Raw genomic sequence first — 19,193 nt, 5'->3', positions numbered from 1 at the left:
TACCTCAGTGATCTCTGTGCCTCTGTGGTGAGTTTTTGAACGTGGTGATTACAGCGACGCTCTGACGGCCGTTATCCGCGCCAGCAGCCGTTCGATGTACTCTCTCACGGCCGGGTCGTGCGGGTTGGCTTTCAGCGCCACGGCCCGCGCCTGATCGTAGAGGCCCAGTTGCTCCAGCAGCGTGGCGTGATAGTAGCACTCGGCCTCGTTGGGTTCGTCGCCGGCTGTCAATGCGTCCAACTGCTGGTGGGCTTTCCAGAGGCGTCCTTCGACCCAGTCGCAGAGGATCATCCGCAGGCGCAGCGGTGCGTGCGTGCCGATGGCCTTGGCGGCGCGTTCATAGGCGGCGCGGGCCTGATCGGTCTGGCCTTTTCTCAGGTGGAGGTCGCCGGCGGCGCGTGCGGCGTCGGCGTCGCCGGGTGGGGCGGCCTCGGCGGCGGCGATGGCTTGGTCGATAAGTCCGTACTGGGGCGAGGCCATGATCATCGCGGCGCGGCCGGGCGACATTCCGCCGAGACGTTCCTTCTCTTCCAGCAGATCGCGGGAGCGGTTCAGCGCGTCGTTCATCGAGTTGCGCAGCGTCAGGTACCATTCCGGCGGCGTGACCTGCTCGCGCGGCGGGAAGAACCGCAGCAGGTCGCCGACCGCCGCGGCGGCTGCGTCATACTGCCGCGCTTCGCTCATGGCGCGGATACGCTGGGGGCCGAACTGCTTCAGGTCGTGGGTGGAGAGCGTCCCCAGCGGCAGACGGTTGTAGAGGTAGAGCCCGCGCGCGGCGTTGATGTCGGCGGGGATGAGCCCCGAGGGTTCGACGCGATCATAGAGGGCTCGCACTTGCAGGGCCTGGGCCAGCATGCCCTCGGTGATGGCGGGGCGCTGGAGGTTCTCGATCACGGCGGCGGAGAGGAACCGCACGCTCAGCAGGCTGCAGTGGATCTGCAGGTCGCTGGGCGGGGGTGGAATCTGCAGCGGCGTGGTGCGATCGGGCTGGCGGCCCAGCCACATCAGCATTTGCCCCAGGCGGTACATCATGGGCGTGGGGTTCTGGCGGTACCACCGCCGCCGCGCCATCGGCCAGCCCTCGATGCTGCCGTCGCCGGTCATCGGGCGGTCGAACGCCTCGCGCAGGTTGGAATTGGGCGGTGGCAGCGCGCCGCCGAGGTTCCAGTCGGTGCGGGTGAAGCAGGCGCCAGCCGGGCTCAGCGACAGCAGCCGCATGCGGTCGGACTGGGCGAAGATCGACAGGCGCAACCCGTCGCCCTGCCCGACGAAGTAGAACCGCACGCTGGGCGGTAGTTGGCGGCTGGCGCCCAGCGCCGCGACGCTGGCGAAGTCGTTGGAAGCCAGTTCGTGGTATCGCAGGAATCGCTGCTGGGAATGGGCTTCGAGTCGCCCGTCCATCCAGATCAGCCGTTGCGGCCATGCGTGATAGATGAACGCGCTGGCGTCGCCGAAGTTGATGCTGAGGATGTCGCCCTTGGCGGGCAGGGTTTTGAGAAACTCCGCCTGGGCGATGGGAAAGTTCTCCTCCTGCCGTCCCGCGCCGAACCGCTGCCAACTGCTCGTCGCGCGGAGGGTCCATTCGGTGGTGTAGCCCGCCGCCGCGGCCAATCCGCCCAGGATCACAAGCCCCGCCGCCGCGGCGCCGGTCCAGGCGGGGGGGCGCAGGCGCGTTCCGATGCGGCGGACAATCTCGCCGCCGTGCCAGGCCAGCAGGTATGCGCACGCCGGCCAGAGCAGACCGATGTTGCGAATCGCCATCGCCGCCAGCGCGCCGAACATCGCCAACCAGAGCCAGTGCGCCACGGCCGTCCGTCGGCGGTTGATGAGCATCGCCAGCACCGTCAGGCCCAGCAGCGCCAAGGCGGCCGGATGGCTCAGGGGCGCCTGCCATGTCGGGCTCAACTCGCTGACGAAGTACGTGTAGATGAACTTTTCGCCCGAGATTCGGGTCAGGAGCAGGAAGGGCTGGGTCAGGGCCTCTACCGGCCAGGGGCTGACGAGGCATCCTGCCGTCGCCGCCAGAGCGGCGGCGAGGCTTTCCTGGCTGACAAGGTTGCCGCTGGGGCGGTGGAGGAGAAAGCGTTCAACGGCGGCGCCCGCCATTGCCGTCCAGAACACGCCCAGCCCCAGGATGAACAGCCCCTGCATGTTGACCCAGAGGATCATGACCGGCGTCATCAGCCACAGCCACCGCGCCGAGGCGCCGCGCCGGACCGCCTCCAGGGCGATCACCATCACCGTCAGGTAGAGCATGGTGAAGGGCTCGGGGCGCACGCGGACGCGCGATAGCGCGACGTACATCGCCAGGCCGCACGCGATTGCCAGCCACCACATCGGTACGTGCCTACGCAGCGCCAGCAGCATCGCCAGCATCATGCCCGCCGCCAAAGCTGACTTCAGAACCGACAGCGCCTCCCATCCGCCGACGGCGTGCAGTGCGGCGATGACAACCTGGAAGAGCCACTGGATGTTCAGCCAATGGTCCTGGTCGTGCACGCTGAAGGGGTCGGTCCGCAGCACGCTGCCGTGATCGAGCATCCATTTGCCGCTGGCGAGGTGAAAGTGCGTGTCATGGTCCCACACGAACGTCAGTCCGCCGCAGGCGGCCGCCAGCACCAGCGCGGCGATGGCCGCTGCGGGTAGCGCCCGCGCCCACGGCGACGCGCCGGATGATCCAGGCTCAGGGAGGGATGCAGTCGGCATGCGACGATGCTACGAAAGGCCCCGCCGAAAAGCAACATCAGGCGAGGCGCCGGGTGTCGTGACGCGGGCCCGGGTGCCGTGGCGCGCAGGCCCGAAGGGCCGGAGAGCCACGATCCCTGAACTCGGTGGAGTGAATCGCCGCAGACTGCGCGTGGTCGTGGCTGTCGGGCTGAAGCCCTCCCGCCACGGCACCCGGCTGCGAAAGGTGCTGGCGAATAACGGTCGGGGACATGGCGGCTGTGAAACGGCCGCCATGGCACCCGGCGCACCGCACCCAGGCGCCATGGCACCCGGTGCGTTGCGGCCTTGCCTTGCGGCGGGCTTTGGCGTATGACTACCAACCGCAAGCCATGCGGCGCGTGGCGCTTTTTGGGAGAAGACCATGACCGAGTCTGAACGCCAGTCGAATCGCGATTCCCTGTTCACGCTGGCAGCGGCCGGCCTGCTCGTGCTGATCATCGTGCTGCTGAGCGTGCTGTGGTATCGCGAGCGGCAGGGGCGGTTGGCGGCAGAGAGTCGCGTGGCGGCGATGGCCGCCATGGGCGCCGGCGCGGGCGTTCCGGTCAACGAGATGCTGGTCGAGATGGTCCACAAGCAGGCCGGCGCGGTTCAGCCCTTCGCCCGGGCGGACCTGGAGCGCACGCAGGAACTGGTCGTGGCGGGGCAGGTGCGCCAGGCACTGGTGATTTCCGCCGCGGCGGGGCAGCGGTTGGGGTTTCTGGCCGGGGACGTGGTGATTGTCGACAAGGCGCCCGCGGCTGTCCCGGCGACCGCGCCGGCCACGCGAGAGCAAAGGCCGTAATCACCCTCAGACGCCGGCGGTCATCGTGGCGGTCACGAACACGGCGTTGAAGAGCAGGTGCATAACGATCGACGCCCAGAGCCTGCCCGTCCGCTCATATTGGTATCCCAATGCCATGCCGAAGACCAGCATCGCCGGGACGCTGTTGGGCATGTCGAGATGCATCGCCGCAAACAGCACCGCCGTCAGCATGATCGCCGGCCAGGCTTTCAGATGGCGGCGCAGGGCGGTCTGGATGAGCCCGCGGTAGAAGATCTCCTCGGTCAGTGGCGCGAGGACCACGGCCAGGATGATCGCCATCGCGACGCTGCCCCAGTGCGCGCCGGGCTGGCGCAGGATTTCCAGGAGGCGGTGGGGGGCGGGCTTAAAGCCCCAGAGCATCATGATGCGCGTCGTGACTTCCAGAACCCCCAGGCAGACCGGCAGGACCGCCAAGTAACCCAGCACGCCCCGGGCGGTGTCGTAAAGCCAGTGCCTCGCCGAGAGCCCCATGCCCCTGCCCAGACCCAGCGGAATACCATGCGACCCCGCCACCAGGCTGGCGGCGATCATCGCCACGCTGCCAGCCGCGCCGGCGATCAGCGAGTACGGCAGCCCCTTAGGCAGGAGGAACCCCGCCAGGCCACCGACAAGCAACGCGCACAGCAGCGGCAGCATGACGTGCAGGACCGTCAGGCGGCTGCGACGCCCCGGCCCCGACGCCTCCAGAAACTTTCGCCGACGGATCAGGCACGCGATCGTCCAGGCCACCAGAACGCACAGGCCCAGCGCTACCAGCGCGTACATCCACCCCGGGACTTGGACGATCGGCGCCGTGGCCGGTGCAGTAGCCGGCGCCGTGGTCGTAACTTGTGATAAAGCGTTTGACATCATTCACGCCATACGGTTAGGTTGACTAAAGGACCCGGAGCGACAAACGGTGCCGCAAACTATATTAGACCGCATCCTGCAAACCAAGCATAAAGAGGTCGAGGCGCTGCGCGGGCAGACCGACCTGGCGTCGCTGCAGGCCGCTGCCGCCGCCGCCCCGCCGGTGCGGAACTTCTTCGCCGCCGTCACCCGCGCCGGACGCGGGCCGGTCAATCTCATCGCTGAAGTCAAGAAAGCCTCGCCCTCGGCCGGTGTCATCCGCGAGGACTTCGACCCCGTCGACGCGGCGCGCCAGTACGCCGCCGCCGGCGCCAGCGCCCTGAGCGTCCTGACCGACGAGCAATATTTTCAGGGACGCCTGGAGTACCTCACTGCCGTGCGGGCCGCGGTCGATATCCCGGTGCTTCGCAAAGATTTCATCATCGATCCGTGGCAGGTCTATCAGAGCCGCGCCGCCGGGGCCGACGCCATCCTGCTGATCGTCGCGGCGCTGAACGCCTCGATGCTGCTGGACCTGATGATTTTGGCGACCGAGCTGCGTATGTGTACGCTGGTGGAAGTTCACGACGCCGACGAGATGATGCTTGTGCGGTCGATGGTCGGTTTTCCCCACAAATCCTATGGCCTTTTGGGCATCAATAACCGAAACCTCGCCACGTTCGAGGTCGACCTCAACACCACCATGCGCCTGGCGGGGCTGGCTGGCGAAGAGGCCGTTCTCGTCAGCGAGTCGGGAATCAAAACCTACGCCGACGTGCAGCGGTTGGCCGCCGCCGGCGTCCGGGCAGTGCTGGTGGGCCAGGCCCTGATGGAACAAGGCGACATCGCCCGGGGCGTCGCCCGCCTGCTCGGGGAGGAACGCTGAATGCCCGCCCGGCGATCGCGATATCTGCCGTGGGTGCTGATAGCGATGGCCGCCGCCATCGGCGCGCTGGCGGTCTACGTCGGCCGAGGCAAAGACCCCACGCCGGTCAAATCCGCCCCCGCCGGCAACCTCGCCGACGACGTGCTGGGCAAGGCCCGGGGCCTCATGAGGCCCGGAGGCTACGCCGGCGCCCGCGACCTGATGATCGCGTACGTCCGCGCCAATCCCGACGACACGCAGGTCCGGCCGCTGCTGGCCGAATCGCAACTGGCCCTGGGCCAGACCGCCGCGGCAGACAAGATCCTCGATGAGCTGCTCGCTCGGGCGCCCCGCGACGCCGGCGGGCTGTGGCTCAGGGGGCAGATCCTGCTCAAAGCCAATGAGCCCGCCAAGGCGATGGAGTATTTTCGCAAGGCCGCCGACGAAGGCGGCGGACCGGGCGCCGGGGCCGAAATCTGGGCGCGATTCGGCGAGCATCTCCTTGCCGCCGGGCAGCGCGAGGCGGCGGGGGGGTACCTCGCCCGGGCGTACGACGGCGGCGTCAAAGACGGCCGCACCCTGGCCGGTCTGGGCGAACTGGCGCTGGAAAAGAAGGACTACCCCAAGGCCGCCGATTACCTCGCGCAGGCGTCATCGCTTTCGCCCGACGACGCGGCGGTCTCGATCCGGCTGGCCACCGCCCAGTTCGGCGCCGGACGCACCGACGACTGCGCGATAACGCTGACGCAGGCCCTGCGCCACCGCCGCAGCGGCGAGTTGCTGATGCTCATGGGCCAGGTGCGCCAGCGTCAGGAACGCCAGCAGGAGGCCGGCGAAGCCTACGCCGAGGCCACCCATTTCGCACAACTGGCCGGTCAGGCCAGCGCTGCGGCCGCACGGTGCTTCTACGACGCCGGCAGGTACGCCCAGGCGATGAAGTACATCGACATGGCGGTGGCGCTTCAGCCCGCCGACGAGGCGCTAAAGCGGCTCAAGAGCAGCATCGAGTCCGCGCGGTTCGGCCCGGCGTCGGCCCCGGGGACCTGATCCGCTTATTTGTTGATGTTCTCTTCCTTGATGGGTCGCTTGACGCCGGTGTTCGAGATTTCCAGGACGCCATACGAGCCGTCGATCAGGCGGTTCTGCTGGAAGGTCACGTTCGACCAGAAGAAGCTGCCGTCAGCATCTTTGGCGGCCACGGCCGCGGCGATGTGGCGGCCGATGATTGCCGAGTTTCCGCCGCTGTGGCGGTCGAGCCACCAATCCTTGTCGACGATGACCAGGCGGCGGATATTCTTCCATCCGGCGTTGAGCAGCAGTTTCATCATCTGGGCTTCCATGGCCGCGTCGGTTTTCTGGGCCTTGGGCATGCCGCCGACGTTGAGCATCTCCTGCAGGATCTTCTCGCGCAGGGCGGCGTAGGGCTTGTAGTCGTCGCCTTCGATGGTGAACTCGCCGGCGGAGAAAATGTCGCCGTAGCTGCGAACCTGGAACTTGATGGTGTGCTTGCCCGGCGAGAGTCTGCCAAGGTTGTACGTGTACTGGTCGGGCCCGATTTTGCGTCGGCCCTTACCCTCGCCATACGCGAATCCTTCGTCCTTGTAGGACGTCATCTTCGCCGGGTCCGGCGCAATCTCCAGCACCAGCAACTTGCTGTCAATGGCCTGGGCGTTCTTGATGGTGATGTACTGAAAATCGACGGTCTTGCCGTCGATGATCATGTCCAGCGGCACCTGGATCTCCTTGACGTCTTCATTGCCCTTGCCCAGCAGGTCGCGCCACGTCTTATCCGTCTGCACCAGGGCGTAGATGGAATCGCCGGCCTTGAACTCGCTGACCAGATTCTCCGGCTTGGCCGGGTCGATCGGCGAGGCCGAGAACACGATCTTGCCTCCTAAGGCGGGGCGTGCGCCGGCCGGGGCGTCGGTCTTGCTGCCCGAGTCGGCCGGTTGGGCCTGTTCCTTCTTTTCCTTTTCTTTGCGTTCCCTTTCCTGTTTCTCCTTGCGGAGTTTCTCGGCGATCTTGAGCGCGTCGCCGAACTGTCCCCATGCCGGGGCGGTCACGCTCAGACACAAGAGGCCGACCAACATGACGCAGGAAATACGGAACATCTGTCGCGAAGCTGCCATGGCAATCTTCCTTTCAGACCCGGAAACGAATTGGGTGAGTGAACGATCAGCGGTTTAGCACACGGTCATGATACTGCCGGTCGAACGCTTGGCAAGAGAAAATCCAATCGCCAACGACGGATGCGTTCCGGGCATGGCGGCACGCGTTGTTCAGCGGGCCTGCCTGCCGGCAGGCAGGTCGCCATGGGTGTGTGCTGAGGCGGGGAAGATGCCCGTGCTACGGGTCGGCCTGACGGGGCTTGTAGAGCAGGACGGTGTGTCCGACGACGGCGATGCAGTGGGCGTCGGCGGCCTGGGCGGCCTGGCGGGCCAGTTCGGTCCGCTCTGCCGGCGGCAAGGCGGGCAGGCGCACCTTGATCAGCTCGTGCGTGTCCAGAAGCCCGCGCAGGTTCGCCGCGACCGCGTCGGTCAGGCCCGACTTGCCGATGGTCGCCAGCGATGTAAGCGAGCGGCCTTGGTTGCGCAGGTGGCGTTTGAGTTTTCCCGAAAGTTCATCCACGGCGTATCCTATCCCAGAAGAGTGATCGGCTTGAGGCATTCCTGGGCGGCGTCGGCTGTCAGCATCTCATCCGACGAAAACTCCATCACGCAGCCGAACTGGCTGTCGCTGGAGAGGGCGACGGCTTGCGGATCGAACAGTTCGAAGCCGCCTTCCATGTGGCGGTGTCCCAGGACGAAGAAGTTGACGTTCAGTTTGGCGGCGAGTTGGTCGATCTGCGAGCGGTTCTGGCGGCGCCCCCAGAGCCATTGGTAGACCGCGCCGCCGCGGGCGAAGTCCTGCGCGGTCAAGTCGCGGTCGAGCACATCGGCGGCCGCCTCGGCGCCGGGTGTGGGCAGCGAATGGCTGATCATCACGCCGCCGGGGGTCGCAATGGCCAGCGGGCACGACAGCAGCAGGTCGTTGACCGCCCCGGTGACGCTCGGGGCGTCGTCGCCGAAGGCCGCGGCGATGCCGGCCGTAAACTCGCGGCAGACGCCGCGCCCGTCCTTGAGGATCTCGGCGCCGCTGGCCTGCGTCAGGTCGTGGTTGCCCATCAGGCAGATGATGCGCCCGGGCAGCTCCACCTGGAGGCGAGCGACGCGCATCAGCAGTTCGATGCTGCGGTCGCAGCCGGTCTTTTCGTCGGCGGGTCCGTGAATGAGCTCCTGCAGCACCAGCACGCGCTGCGGTTGGTCTCGCAGGGCGGCGTAGCGCAGAATGCGGTCGAGATTGGCGCGGTTGCCGTGGATGTCGCCGGCGACGATGAGCGTTCGGCCGCTTTCGACGTGTACGACGTTTCCGCGACGCCGAGCGTCGCCGCGATTGGCGGCGGCGACGGCGGCAAAGATGTCGGCGACGGGGCTGGGCACGGGGGGGTCCTAATCCAGCGCTAACCGCAGAGAACGCAGAGATCGCGGAGAAGAAAAGAGTCTAAAACAAAAGCTAACTAACGGGGCAGCTTTCGGGGATCTGAAAAACAGTTTGTCCAAGAGGAGGTTCTCCATGATCTGCTGCACGGTTTGTTTTCTTAATAACACCTCTGCGGCCTCTGCGTCCTCCGCGGTGAACATCCGAGCTAGTCGAAGACGGTGTCGTCGGGCGAAGGCTCGGACGCGGTGCGCGGCGCCAGCGACGCGGCGATCAGGCTCAGTCGCGAGGCGACTTCCAGAATGCTCGATGGGCGGTTGTCGGGATAGAGCTCGATGCATTCGGCGACGAGCTTGTCCAGCGCCGCCGGAACGCCGGGGCTGTACTGGCTGATGGGAACGGTGACCGCCTCGGATCGCAACGTGACGGACCCGCGCGGCGGCATGGCGGTGGAGATCGGGCGTCCGGCGAGGGTCCAGTAGAGGCTGGCGCCGAAGTTGAAGATGTCGGTCCGGGAGTCCAGCGGGCGGCGGTGTACCTGCTCGGGGGCGATGAAATCAGGCGTGCCCTGGATGCGGTCCTTGACGGTACCGATGGGGCAGCTCTGACCGAGGTCGATGACCTTGACCGTACCGTCGGCGGCCATCAGGATGTTGTTAGGCTTGATGTCGGCGTGGACGTAGCCGCGTGCATGCATGTGGGCCAGGCCGGAGGCGACGGAAGAAAAAACCGCCACCGTTTCAGGCAGCGAACGGGGCAGGCGTTCCTGGAGCGACTGTCCCTGGCAGAGTTCCATGATCAACTGTACTTCCTGCAGGCGCATCCACTGGCGGATGCGTCGCACCTGGTAGATGTGGCGGATGACGCGATGGTCCATCTGCATTCCGACGTGGGCTTCGTTTATCGCCAGCATGAGCACGCGGTCGCCGGGCACGTCCGGGCGCCGCAGCACGCGCTTGAGCGCATAAAGAGCGTCGCTCCGGCAGTCGCGGATCTGCCAGATCGAGCTGCCAGCCCCGCGCCCCAGGCAGTTCAGAACCTGGTAGCCGGGCACATCGACTGTTTGGGACGGCGCCATAAATCGTATTCAGGGAGGGATAAACCTTCTGTAGAGAGATCGGCATTTTATCCGCCCTGCGATACATCGGCGAGTGGAAAATCGCCCGCCAGTTGTTATTGCCGTACAGGCAATGGTATCCTTGTATTTCTGTGTGCAAGCCCTTGGCGCCACCGGGACCTCATGAAGAAATCCAATCGCAAGATGTTGCTGATCGCCGGCAAGTGCGTCCTTGCCTGTGCGCTGATGGCCTGGGCGCTGCGGGGCTTGAAGTCGCCCGCTGAGCCTGACAAGGGGTTGCTGGACGTGCTGGCCGAGATCTGGCAGTACGTGCTGGGTTCGGACTGGCTGCTGCTGGGCCTGGGGGCGCTGGCCAACGTGATCGGGACCACCATCTGCGCGTATCGCATCCAGATCCTGCTGAACATACAGGAGATTCGCGTCGGCCTGGGCGAACTGATCCGCCTGACGTTTCTGGGACAGTTCTTCAATAACGTGATTCCTGGTTCTGTCGGGGGCGACCTGGTCAAGGCGTACTACCTGGCCAAGCATACTTCCCACAAGGCGCGGGTCGTCGTATCGGTGTTCGTCGACCGCGTGCTGGGCCTGGGAGCGATGGTGGTTCTGGCTGCCGTTATGGTCGTGGCGTACCTCTGGGCCGGGCTTGGCGCATGGCGCGACATCCACGACGCTATCGTCGTCGTGATCGTGCTGGTCTGCGGTCTGGTGTTCGTCTGCGCGTTCATCCTCAGCGGTTCTTTCCGCAGGCTGTTCCACCTGGAGAAGATCTACGGCCGCCTGTCTTACGCGCATCACTTTGCAGCCGCCGGTGAAGGGGCGCAGCGTCTTGGCCGGCACCTGCTGGGGGTTTTCTGGGCCACGGTGGTGACGTTCATTTCCCAGATGTTCTGGATCGGGTCGATCTGGGTGATCGGCGTTTCGCTGCACATCCACAGGCTGACGTGGTACGACTACTTCCTGTATGTGCCGCTGGTGTACGTGGTGGGGGCGGTGCCTCTGACGCCCGGCGGGATCGGGATCATCGAAAACGCGTACGTGATGTTCCTGGGACAGAGTCTCAAGAAGATACCGGCAGCGGATGTCGCCGGGCGGATGCTGGCTTTGGCCAATAACCGCATGGTGATGGCGTTGGCGCTGATGACGCGGGCGGTGCAGCTCGTCTGGTCGCTGCCGGGAATCCTCTTCGCCCTCCAGGGCACGAGGGTGCCCAAGGCCGACGCCATCGAGGCGGAACTGGGTCTGGAAGACACCCCCGCCCAGGCTTGACGATTGACCTGCCGCCGGGTCGCGTCAGCGGGCCTGGTCCGCCAGGATCGCCAGCCCGCGAGCGAGTTGCTCGTCGCCGGTAGCGTAGGAAAGGCGGAAGTGCGTGTCGCGCGAGGAGAAGACCTTCCCCGGAATGACCAGCACGTTGTTGGCGATGGCCTTTTCCACAAACGCCGTGGCGTTTCCGCCGGGGGCGGGCACGAACGCGTAGAACGCTCCGCCGGGCTTGACCAGGCCCATCGAAGGGCCCAGCGCGTCGTACACCATGTCGCGCTTGCGCTTGTAGGCCGCCGCCTGGGCGGACATGTCCTCGTTGAGCGCCTGGCAGCACGCCACCTGCGCGATGCTCGGGGCGCAGACGAAACTGTACTGCTGAAGCATCGTCATCTTCTCGATGATCGGCGCCGGGCCGCTGCACCAACCCACGCGCCAGCCGGTCATCGCGTAGCTCTTGGAGAACCCGCGCATCAGCAGCGTGTTCTCGTACACCGACGCCATCGACACGAAGGGGCGATCGTAGCAGAAGAGGTTGTAGATCTCGTCCGAGATCACCAGCAGGTCGCGTTTGGCTGCCACCGCCGCCACCGCATCGAGCTCCTCGCGGCTCCAGACGTACCCGGTGGGGTTGGACGGAGAGTTGACGATCAGCATGCGCGTGCGGTCGGTGATGGCGCGGGCGATCTTCTCCGGGTCGGGGCGGAAGTCCGGATACGTGTCGACTGGAACGGGCACGCCGCCGGCGAGATTCACCAGATGGCTGTACATCACGAAGTACGGTTCGAGCAGCACCACCTCATCGCCGGGATTGATGGTACACAGCATCGCCAGCATCAACGCGCCCGAGACACCCGAGGTGATCAGGTACGGGTGGCTCGCGTCCCATCCGAACTCCGTGCGGCACTGGTCGGCGATCACCGCGCGAAGCTGCTCCAGGCCCTGCGTCTGCGTGTACTTGTTCATGCCCGCGCGGATGGCCTCGATGGCTTGTTCCTTGGCGGCCGCGGGCACGTCGAAATCCGGCTGACCGATCGAGAGGTTGATCGGGTCTTTCATCTTCGCGGCCAGGTCGAAGACCTTTCGAATGCCCGAGGCATCGAGCAGCCGCATGCGATCGGCGATGGAATGGCTTTTGCGCAACATAGACGTATCGTGGCACAGCCTTTCCAGGCTGTGACTGGGTTGGTGCCGTGGCGGGAGGCCAAAGGACCGACAGCCACGACTGCACCTGCGTCGGGGATCGTGGCTGCCGGCTTGCAGCCGGCCGCCACGGCACCGGGCATAACACCCTCTGCAGGGGGGCCGTGACTTTCACAGGTCCGAAAGCCTGTGCCACCGCGGTAAGGACTAGTCCTTGCCCTTGCCGCCCTTTTCCTTTGCGGCGGGGGCAGCGGCCGCGGCGGCGCCTTCAGCGGGCGCGCCCTCGGCGGGGGTTTCTTCCGCGGCCTTCTTGCTCTTGGTGCCGGCCTTGGAGGTGCGCACGCGCACCTTGGGCAGGGCCAGGGGGCTGTTGGCGGCGGGGTCGAACTTGCCCTCTTCCGTCAGCTTGGCGATGCGTTCGGCACGGGTCAGGACGCTTCGGGCTCTGTGAAGTCCGGCGCCGCTCTTGAGTGTACGATCCAACGTCATGATTGAATTACTCCACCTGGTCGTCTATCCCGCAGCGGGCCCGGGTCCGGAATACTTCAGGAACCACGGCCAGCGCCCCTGCGGGTCGGTTTGTTTGAACTCGCGTCCCTGGGTCTGCGTCTTGTATTTCTGACCCAGCACTCTGATTTTCTCTGCGTACTCTTTCGCTGCCGCCTCGTCAGGCGTGTCGAAGCCCGTCAGCGAGTAGATCACGTATTGTCCCTGAAGCAGGCTGACCGTGGCGGGAAACTCGCCCTCGCTGCAGAACTTCTGGATGCGCCAGGCTTCCCGCAGGTCCTCAGTGCTCTTGCCGCCCAGGCCCTGAATAATCATGTAGCTCTTGCCCACCGTCCGCGTCGGCGGTACGGCCTGGCGATCTTGCTGCTGCTGCTGTTGTTGCTGCTGCGGCTGCGGCGCCGGACCGGTCGGCTGGCCCGGCAACATAGCCAGCATCTGTTCCCAGTTGACGCCCTGGCCTTCCAACTGCGGGCGGACCTTTTCCAGGATCGCCCGCACCTGGGCCGGCGATAACTCGGCCGGCCGGGCAGGGCGAGAGAACCATCCCACCACAAACATCGCGATCAGCAGCAGCATCGCAGCGCCCGCCATCACCGCCATACTGGCCGGCGTAAACACCAGCGACAACTGCCGGTTCTCGATCTTCACCACCGGCTTGAGCGACGCCAGCAGCGACTGTGCCGGAAAGCCCACGCCCTGACCGCTGCCCGGCGGCGACATCTGAGGCATCCGCAACGGGCGCCGTGGCGCCGGCCGCGAGGGCGGGGCGACAACCGCCGGCGCCGTCGGGGCCGTATCGACCGCCGACGCTGCATCCGATTTTCGTGCCGGCAGTATCGGCTCGGTCACCGTCGCTCGCACTGCCGCCGGGGGCTCAGCCGCTGCGGGCTTGGCCGGCGGATTGACCGTCGCCGGTTTGGCCGGTGCCGCGGGCACTGCGGGCGCCACCGCTGTCTTCCGCGGGGGAGGCAGCTCCAGCGGCGGAAGGTCGCTGTCGTCGGACAGGTCGTCGCTGATCGGCGGCGTCGAGTCCTGCGGCTGCGCCTCCGGCGAGACGGGTTTGCGCATCCACTCGGGGATGGTCAGACCCGGCATGTCTTTGCCGCCGCTCTTGCTCTTGGTAATTACCTCAAAGAGCGCTTCAACATCCTTTTTTCTCGCCACGCCGTTGTCCTTGCCCATCAGGGCGTTACGTCCGGCAGTGGAGCATGGTATCGCCCCCGCCCGCGCCTGTCAAGGATTGTGGAGGGCGGATTTACCGCCGCCCACGGCGACGGCGCTGGCCAAACGGTTCACAGGTCGCCGGGGGCATAATCCAGAACCGGTTTTGTCAGCGGACCGCCCAGCAGCAGTTTTGCCCGAGCGACGAGCCCGACGCTCTTTCGCCACCGGGCCATGGCGTCCTTGATCTTCACGATCGAGGGGTGGCCCTGCTGGTCGATCTGCCCCAGCAGCGACTTGGCGATAGTAATATTGCCCGCGGCCAGCAATGCCGAGACGTAGTTGGCCTGGAACTCCGCCGGCGTGCCGTCGGGGATGGAAAACGCGCCACGCGGGTATACCAGGTCGCGAAAGATAGCCAGCGCCTGCTCAACGCGCCCTATCCGGAGCAGGCACACGCCGCGGGCGTTGGCCAATCGGATCGAGTTGATGCCGCAATGGCTGATAAGGTTCAACGCGTCCTCGCAACGTGATTGATCCAGCAGGGCGCTGACGTTTGAAAGAACCGTGTCGATTGTAGTGGGGGCTGAAGCCGCCATGGATGTACTCCCAGTCTGCGTGCGCGCACGCATGTTCAAGTAGGCTTACGGATTCTGAGGCTGCGCCGGAGGGCGTATCAGATCGTCAGCAAGCTCTTGAGTTGCAGCAGGGAGCGGTGGGGGGAACTGGCGCCGGGGGCGCATGGCAGATCAAGCTCTTCACGCCAACACGGAACGTCCACGCCGAAGATACATTGCGGAGCCCAGGCCGGAGCGGCTGGGCTCTTGGGCAGCAGCGTCAGGTGGCCGTCCGTCCGGTTGGCCAGGAACAGCAGCACCGGCTCGTCCTGGCGCTCCTTCAGGGCGCTGCGGTCTCCATGGGCGCTCTCTGCCGACAGGGATGTGCGCGGCATGGCCAGCGGGGCAACCGCCACCAGCACGGCAAGCAACCATCGCATCATCGTGGGCATCGCGTTCATCAACCGCCTCGGCCATTCATCATAGCGGCCTTGGATGCACCCCACAAGGCCTCCAGCGTGCGCGTGACCTCGGGGGCGTCTTCGTCGAGAAACTCCGCCCGCAAGACCGCCACGCCGGCGCGGATCAGCGCGCCGGGCCAGTCGCGATGAAAGCTCGCGCGGGGGGCATAGATCGTGCTGCGGCAGGTGGCGTCGCGGAGTACCGGCATGGCACGGCCGGGGATGTTCAGCCCGCCCGCGGCCAGTCCGCCTGTTGTCGGGGCCAACGCCAGCGAGTGCCCGCGGCACGCGCGGCGGCAGGCGCCGGAGCCGGCGCGGGGCTCCACGCGACCGGACCAGAGGCAGTACTGGCTGTGGAACATCGCCCTGTGCGAGTAGAGGCAGACCTCCAGCACCTGCCCAGGCAGGCCCGCGGCCATCGCCTCGATCTGCGGCAGATCCAGATCGAGCGATGCCGTCACGCGGGCAAATCCGCTGTCGAGCAGCCACCCAGCCGAGAGTTCGTTGGCGGCGTTGAGCGAGAAGTCCGCGATCAGCGGAACCTGCGGCGCGAGTTCCTGCAGCAGGCTCAGGGCGCCGGCGCTGCGCACCAGGACGGCGGCGGGTTCATGCAAAAGCATCGCCCGCACGAGATGCTCATCCTCCTGAGTGACGATCTGCGGCGTGACCAGGGCCGGCGCGATGCCCGCCTCGCCGGCGGCCGAGATCATCTGCGAGAGGATCTCTTCCCCTGCCGCCTCCAGATAGAGCGTCAGACACTGCGGGGGAATCTTCCGCGATGCGACCCATTGTCCAACCGCCTGCACCTGTCCCACCGTGCGTGCCAGCACCGCCGGCACGCCCTGCTGTGTGGCATGGGCGTCTCGCCCATGCTCTTGCTGTGTGGCATGGGCGTCTCGCCCATGCTCTTGCTGTGTGGCATGGGCGTCTCGCCCATGCTCTTGCTGTGTGGCATGGGCGTCTCGCCCATGCTCTTGCTGTGTGGCATGGGCGTCCCGCCCATGCTCTTGCTGTGTGGCATGGGCGTCTCGCCCATGCTCTTGCTGTTCAGCATGGCCGACACCACATATCTTGGCCCGGCCTCGCAGGGTCTGAAGAGCATTGGGATTTTCGATGGGCCACTGCTTTTGCTGGGCCGCTTGCAGAATGGCCACGGCCTCGCGGCGTATGCGGTTGAGCTCGCTCACCGGGGCCATCACGTCCGCCTGCGGAACGCATTGGCCACCGCAGCGCAGCTCGACGCCGGCCAGTTCATATGGCGTGTTGCCCAGGCGCGAGAACTGGGCCTGGAGCACCTCGACCGTGAGGGGATGCCTGACCGCCGCCTCCAGCGGCACTGTGCCGGCGACCAGCGCCTCGTGCCCGGCGCCGTCGTGCAGCCGTATGGTCAGCGGCTGGCCTGGCGTGGCGGAGGCTTCCAACCACAGCCGGCGGCGGCGCGCGGGGGCCAGCGATGCGAAGCTTCGGGCGATCTCCTTCTCCATCGCCGGGTCGTCGGTCTTCCAGACCACCCACCCGGACCGCACCCGGCGCGCGTCGACGCTGCCGCGGCCGAACGTCAGCTCCACGACCGCCTTCTCGCGGTCGATCAGTCGAACCGCGTAGATTCGCCCGCCTTGCTGGGAGTCTTCCGCCGTGCCGGGCGAATCGAACGCCACGCCGTCGCCGGCGGCCAGATGCTCGCCCCGATCGACCCGCACGCGCACGCGGCCGTTATTGTCGCCGATCACCGTCCCGCAACGGCGCCCTTGCTTCTTGGGGCTTCGCCCTTCGACCAGCGCGGCGAGGTTGCGCCCCTTGAGGTACCCGTGCGTAAACCCACGCGAGAACGACTGCTCCTGGGCGCGGATGTCGGCCTGGTCGGGCGTGAACGCACGGCCGCCAAGGGCGGCGTCGAGGGCCTTGCGATACAGTGCCGTCACCGCGGCGACGTAATTGGCGTCTTTGAGCCGCCCCTCGATCTTGAAGACCTGGACACCGGCCGCCAGCAATTGGGGGATCAGGTCGTACGCCCGCAGATCTCGGGGGCTCAGCACGTGGGGGCGCCCCGCCATGTCCATCGCCTTGCCGTCGACCAGGACCTGCCAGGGCAGGCGGCAGGGCTGGGCGCAGAGTCCGCGGTTGGCGCTGCGGGCGTCGGCGCCGCCGCGCTGGCCCAAAACGGCGCTGGCGTGGCACTGGCCGCTGTACGAGATGCACAGCGCCCCGTGTACGAAGACTTCCAGCTCGACGCTGCTGCTTGCGGCAATATCCGCAATCTGCTCGATCGACAGCTCACGCGGCAGGATGACCCGCCTGATGCCGCACCGGGCCGCCCAGGCGATCGCCCGCGGGCTGGCCAGCGTCATTTGCGTCGAGGCGTGCAGTGGCAGGGCCGGGGCGGTCTCATGAATCAGCCTTGCCAGGCCGACGTCCTGCACGATGACCGCGTCGACCCCGGCCGCCGCGATGCCCCGCACGAACTCGGCCGCCGCCGCGAGCTCCTGTGGAAAGACCAGCGTATTCATGGCCACGTACCCGCGCACGTTGTGGTCGTGCAGCAGGGCCATGGTCTGCCCCAGTTCGTCGAGGGTGAAGTTGGCCGCCCGCCGCCGGGCGTTGAAGTCTTCCAGGCCGAAGTACACCGCGTCGGCCCCGCTGACGATGGCCGCCTGCATGCACCGCGCATCGCCGGCGGGGGCGAGCAGTTCCGGGGGACGCGGGTTGTCTGTGTTGGTCGGTGTCACGGCGCTTCAGTATACCGTGTGACGCCCCCTCCCCGTGCTGAAACGAAACAACCGACGACGAGGACGAAAGAAAACTCTCCTCCATTCCCGTCCTTGTTTCTAATCCTCTTGGTCTTCTTGCCTGCCCATGGCGACCCGTCCCCGTCTTGCGTTTCTAATCCTCTTAATCCCTCAAATCCGCGTAATCCCGCACTCCCCGTCCCCGTCCTCCTCCCCGTTCAGCGACAATGCTCGGGGAAGTCCGTCTCGTATCGCGCCAGCAGGGCGGGGATGTCCGCCGGGACGATGTAGATCTTTCCGTAAATATCGCGCGACTCGCCGGGGGCGAGCGGGCCGATCGTCGGGTCGGCGTGGATGCACGTGATCACGCCGGCGAAGAGTTCCTGGTACGGCTGCCACGCCGTCGCCAGCACCAGCGACTCGTCGCCGCTGAAACAGCCGATGAGGCCGTTGCTGGGCACCAGCGGGCTCAGCGGGCGCGGGTTGACGTCCTCGCGGCAGACGTGCTCGGGGCACCAGGTCTGCCCGGGGGTGTACAGCCCTTCGGTGGCCCAGTCGTGCGTCGGCATGCGCGTCAGCTCGCCGTCGAGAAAGACGAAGCACTTGGGCAGGTGCTTGATCCCACCGCAGCCGTCGCACGAACCGGCGAATCGCCCCACGCGGATGCAGGGCTGAACCCACATCGCCTCGTTGGTCTTGTCTGTCGGGTTGTGCGCCGTCAGGCGAAAGTCGATCTCGTCGGCCCCGGCCGTGATGACGTGCTCGACGAGCGTCCCGTCGCAGACCGTGTGACGCATGCGCACCTGCTTGCCGTCCTCGCTGATGCGGAGGAGTTCGGCCTGGTACATCATGGCCGTCTGCCCCCAGTCGCGAGCGGTCGAGCCGGCGCGGCAGTAGGTTTCCATGTAGCAGATCTCCACGGCGCCGCCGGGCAGATGGGGACCGTGGATGGTGAGCATGTTGTCGCTGAACGTCAGGGTGAGGGAACTCATGGGGGAGGAGTATATCCGACTCTCAGGCTGCCGCACGCCCGAAAATATCCTCCGATGCAGCGACGTGTTCTTGCACGTTCAGCGAGAGCAGGTCCGGGCTGATGCGCAGCACCGGGGCCAGAAATCGCTTGATGGCCAGGCGCAGCGATTTCAACGCTTCGTCGCGGCTGCGCGAGCGCGCTTTGCAGCAGGGCATGGACGGGCACAGCGCGATGAAACCGCCGCGCGCATCCTCCAGCAGGATGGCGTCAAACTTCATCACTGATCCTCTCTTGCCGCCAAAAGCGGGCGAGGCATCTTCCGGCGTACCCTGACCTGAATCTACGCGGGCCTCCAAAAACTGTATCGGCCCGCCCCGCAAGGGAGTTGAATAAGAACCGTAACACCGCAGAGTTCGATTGCGGATTATGGGCCACAGAGACACAGAGCTCACAGAGTCAGGAAAAGTTAAAGGCGGCAGCACCCGGTCTCTTATACCCATCTTTTCGTTTTCTCTGTGTCTCTATGGCCCAACTTCTCTTTCCGAAGCTGCTGCGGAGACACGGGCGCGCCATCCATCCAACCCTCCAACCAACCATCCATCCGCGTCTTCTGCGATCTCTGCGGTGA

General features: G+C 66.2%; 18 protein-coding genes. 4 read left to right on the top strand and 14 right to left on the bottom strand.

The window, feature by feature from the left end:
• Positions 1-48: 48 nt before the first annotated feature.
• Positions 49-2,706 carry a hypothetical protein gene (locus ABFD92_08275; GenBank protein MEN6504519.1) on the bottom strand — a complete coding sequence of 886 codons (2,658 nt, stop codon included), beginning with the start codon at positions 2,704-2,706 and terminating at the stop codon, positions 49-51.
• 382 nt (positions 2,707-3,088) lie between these two features.
• Here ABFD92_08275 and ABFD92_08270 point away from each other — a divergent pair, with 382 nt between their 5' ends.
• A complete protein-coding gene (locus tag ABFD92_08270; protein ID MEN6504518.1) occupies positions 3,089-3,508 on the top strand; it encodes a hypothetical protein in 420 nt (139 codons plus the stop codon).
• A gap of 6 nt (positions 3,509-3,514) precedes the next feature.
• On the opposite strand, the gene ABFD92_08265 is transcribed toward ABFD92_08270, so the two are convergent.
• Positions 3,515-4,294, bottom strand: coding sequence for a type II CAAX endopeptidase family protein (locus tag ABFD92_08265; protein ID MEN6504517.1), 780 nt, complete (start codon positions 4,292-4,294; stop codon positions 3,515-3,517).
• A gap of 133 nt (positions 4,295-4,427) precedes the next feature.
• Between ABFD92_08265 and trpC the strand changes: the two genes are divergently transcribed.
• Both trpC and ABFD92_08255 read left to right on the top strand, forming a co-directional pair.
• Positions 4,428-5,243, top strand: coding sequence for an indole-3-glycerol phosphate synthase TrpC (gene trpC, locus ABFD92_08260; protein MEN6504516.1), 816 nt, complete (start codon positions 4,428-4,430; stop codon positions 5,241-5,243).
• On the top strand, positions 5,244-6,269 hold the full coding sequence (locus tag ABFD92_08255; GenBank protein ID MEN6504515.1) for a tetratricopeptide repeat protein: 1,026 nt from the start codon (positions 5,244-5,246) through the stop codon (positions 6,267-6,269).
• A 5-nt stretch (positions 6,270-6,274) separates the two neighbouring features.
• Here ABFD92_08255 and ABFD92_08250 read toward each other — a convergent pair whose 3' ends face one another.
• The 4 genes from ABFD92_08250 to ABFD92_08235 form a co-directional block, all read right to left on the bottom strand.
• Positions 6,275-7,351 carry a hypothetical protein gene (locus tag ABFD92_08250; protein ID MEN6504514.1) on the bottom strand — a complete coding sequence of 359 codons (1,077 nt, stop codon included), beginning with the start codon at positions 7,349-7,351 and terminating at the stop codon, positions 6,275-6,277.
• Positions 7,352-7,568: 217 nt separating this feature from the next.
• On the bottom strand, positions 7,569-7,850 hold the full coding sequence (locus ABFD92_08245; GenBank protein ID MEN6504513.1) for a YhbY family RNA-binding protein: 282 nt from the start codon (positions 7,848-7,850) through the stop codon (positions 7,569-7,571).
• An 8-nt stretch (positions 7,851-7,858) separates the two neighbouring features.
• A complete protein-coding gene (locus ABFD92_08240; GenBank protein ID MEN6504512.1) occupies positions 7,859-8,701 on the bottom strand; it encodes a metallophosphoesterase in 843 nt (280 codons plus the stop codon).
• Positions 8,702-8,907: 206 nt separating this feature from the next.
• Positions 8,908-9,777, bottom strand: a complete 870-nt coding sequence (locus ABFD92_08235; GenBank protein ID MEN6504511.1) for a serine/threonine-protein kinase — start codon at positions 9,775-9,777, stop codon at positions 8,908-8,910.
• Positions 9,778-9,939: 162 nt separating this feature from the next.
• Between ABFD92_08235 and ABFD92_08230 the strand changes: the two genes are divergently transcribed.
• Positions 9,940-11,043: a lysylphosphatidylglycerol synthase transmembrane domain-containing protein gene (locus tag ABFD92_08230; protein ID MEN6504510.1), complete on the top strand. Its 1,104-nt coding sequence runs from the start codon at positions 9,940-9,942 to the stop codon at positions 11,041-11,043.
• Positions 11,044-11,067: 24 nt separating this feature from the next.
• Here the strand turns inward: ABFD92_08230 and ABFD92_08225 are convergent, their stop codons facing one another.
• The 8 genes from ABFD92_08225 to ABFD92_08190 all read right to left on the bottom strand — a co-directional run bounded on the left by ABFD92_08225 (position 11,068) and on the right by ABFD92_08190 (position 18,843).
• Positions 11,068-12,183, bottom strand: a complete 1,116-nt coding sequence (locus tag ABFD92_08225; GenBank protein ID MEN6504509.1) for an aminotransferase class I/II-fold pyridoxal phosphate-dependent enzyme — start codon at positions 12,181-12,183, stop codon at positions 11,068-11,070.
• A 204-nt stretch (positions 12,184-12,387) separates the two neighbouring features.
• The gene (locus ABFD92_08220; GenBank protein MEN6504508.1) at positions 12,388-12,669 is read right to left on the bottom strand and encodes a small basic protein; all 282 of its coding nucleotides are present in this window, start codon (positions 12,667-12,669) and stop codon (positions 12,388-12,390) included.
• A 24-nt stretch (positions 12,670-12,693) separates the two neighbouring features.
• Positions 12,694-13,851 carry a hypothetical protein gene (locus ABFD92_08215; GenBank protein ID MEN6504507.1) on the bottom strand — a complete coding sequence of 386 codons (1,158 nt, stop codon included), beginning with the start codon at positions 13,849-13,851 and terminating at the stop codon, positions 12,694-12,696.
• A 128-nt stretch (positions 13,852-13,979) separates the two neighbouring features.
• On the bottom strand, positions 13,980-14,447 hold the full coding sequence (locus ABFD92_08210) for a hypothetical protein (GenBank protein MEN6504506.1): 468 nt from the start codon (positions 14,445-14,447) through the stop codon (positions 13,980-13,982).
• Positions 14,448-14,524: 77 nt separating this feature from the next.
• The gene (locus tag ABFD92_08205; protein ID MEN6504505.1) at positions 14,525-14,866 is read right to left on the bottom strand and encodes a hypothetical protein; all 342 of its coding nucleotides are present in this window, start codon (positions 14,864-14,866) and stop codon (positions 14,525-14,527) included.
• Positions 14,866-17,592: a DUF3656 domain-containing protein gene (locus ABFD92_08200; protein MEN6504504.1), complete on the bottom strand. Its 2,727-nt coding sequence runs from the start codon at positions 17,590-17,592 to the stop codon at positions 14,866-14,868. Before ABFD92_08200 ends, ABFD92_08205 begins: the two co-directional genes overlap by 1 nt.
• A gap of 218 nt (positions 17,593-17,810) precedes the next feature.
• Positions 17,811-18,584, bottom strand: coding sequence for a hypothetical protein (locus tag ABFD92_08195; protein ID MEN6504503.1), 774 nt, complete (start codon positions 18,582-18,584; stop codon positions 17,811-17,813).
• 22 nt (positions 18,585-18,606) lie between these two features.
• Positions 18,607-18,843 carry a hypothetical protein gene (locus ABFD92_08190; GenBank protein MEN6504502.1) on the bottom strand — a complete coding sequence of 79 codons (237 nt, stop codon included), beginning with the start codon at positions 18,841-18,843 and terminating at the stop codon, positions 18,607-18,609.
• Positions 18,844-19,193 lie beyond the last annotated feature (350 nt).

It is taken from the genome of Planctomycetaceae bacterium (assembly GCA_039680605.1).
In the GTDB taxonomy this organism is placed as follows: Bacteria; Planctomycetota; Phycisphaerae; order SM23-33; family SM23-33; genus JAJFUU01.
This window is presented reverse-complemented; position numbering and strand designations above follow the sequence as displayed.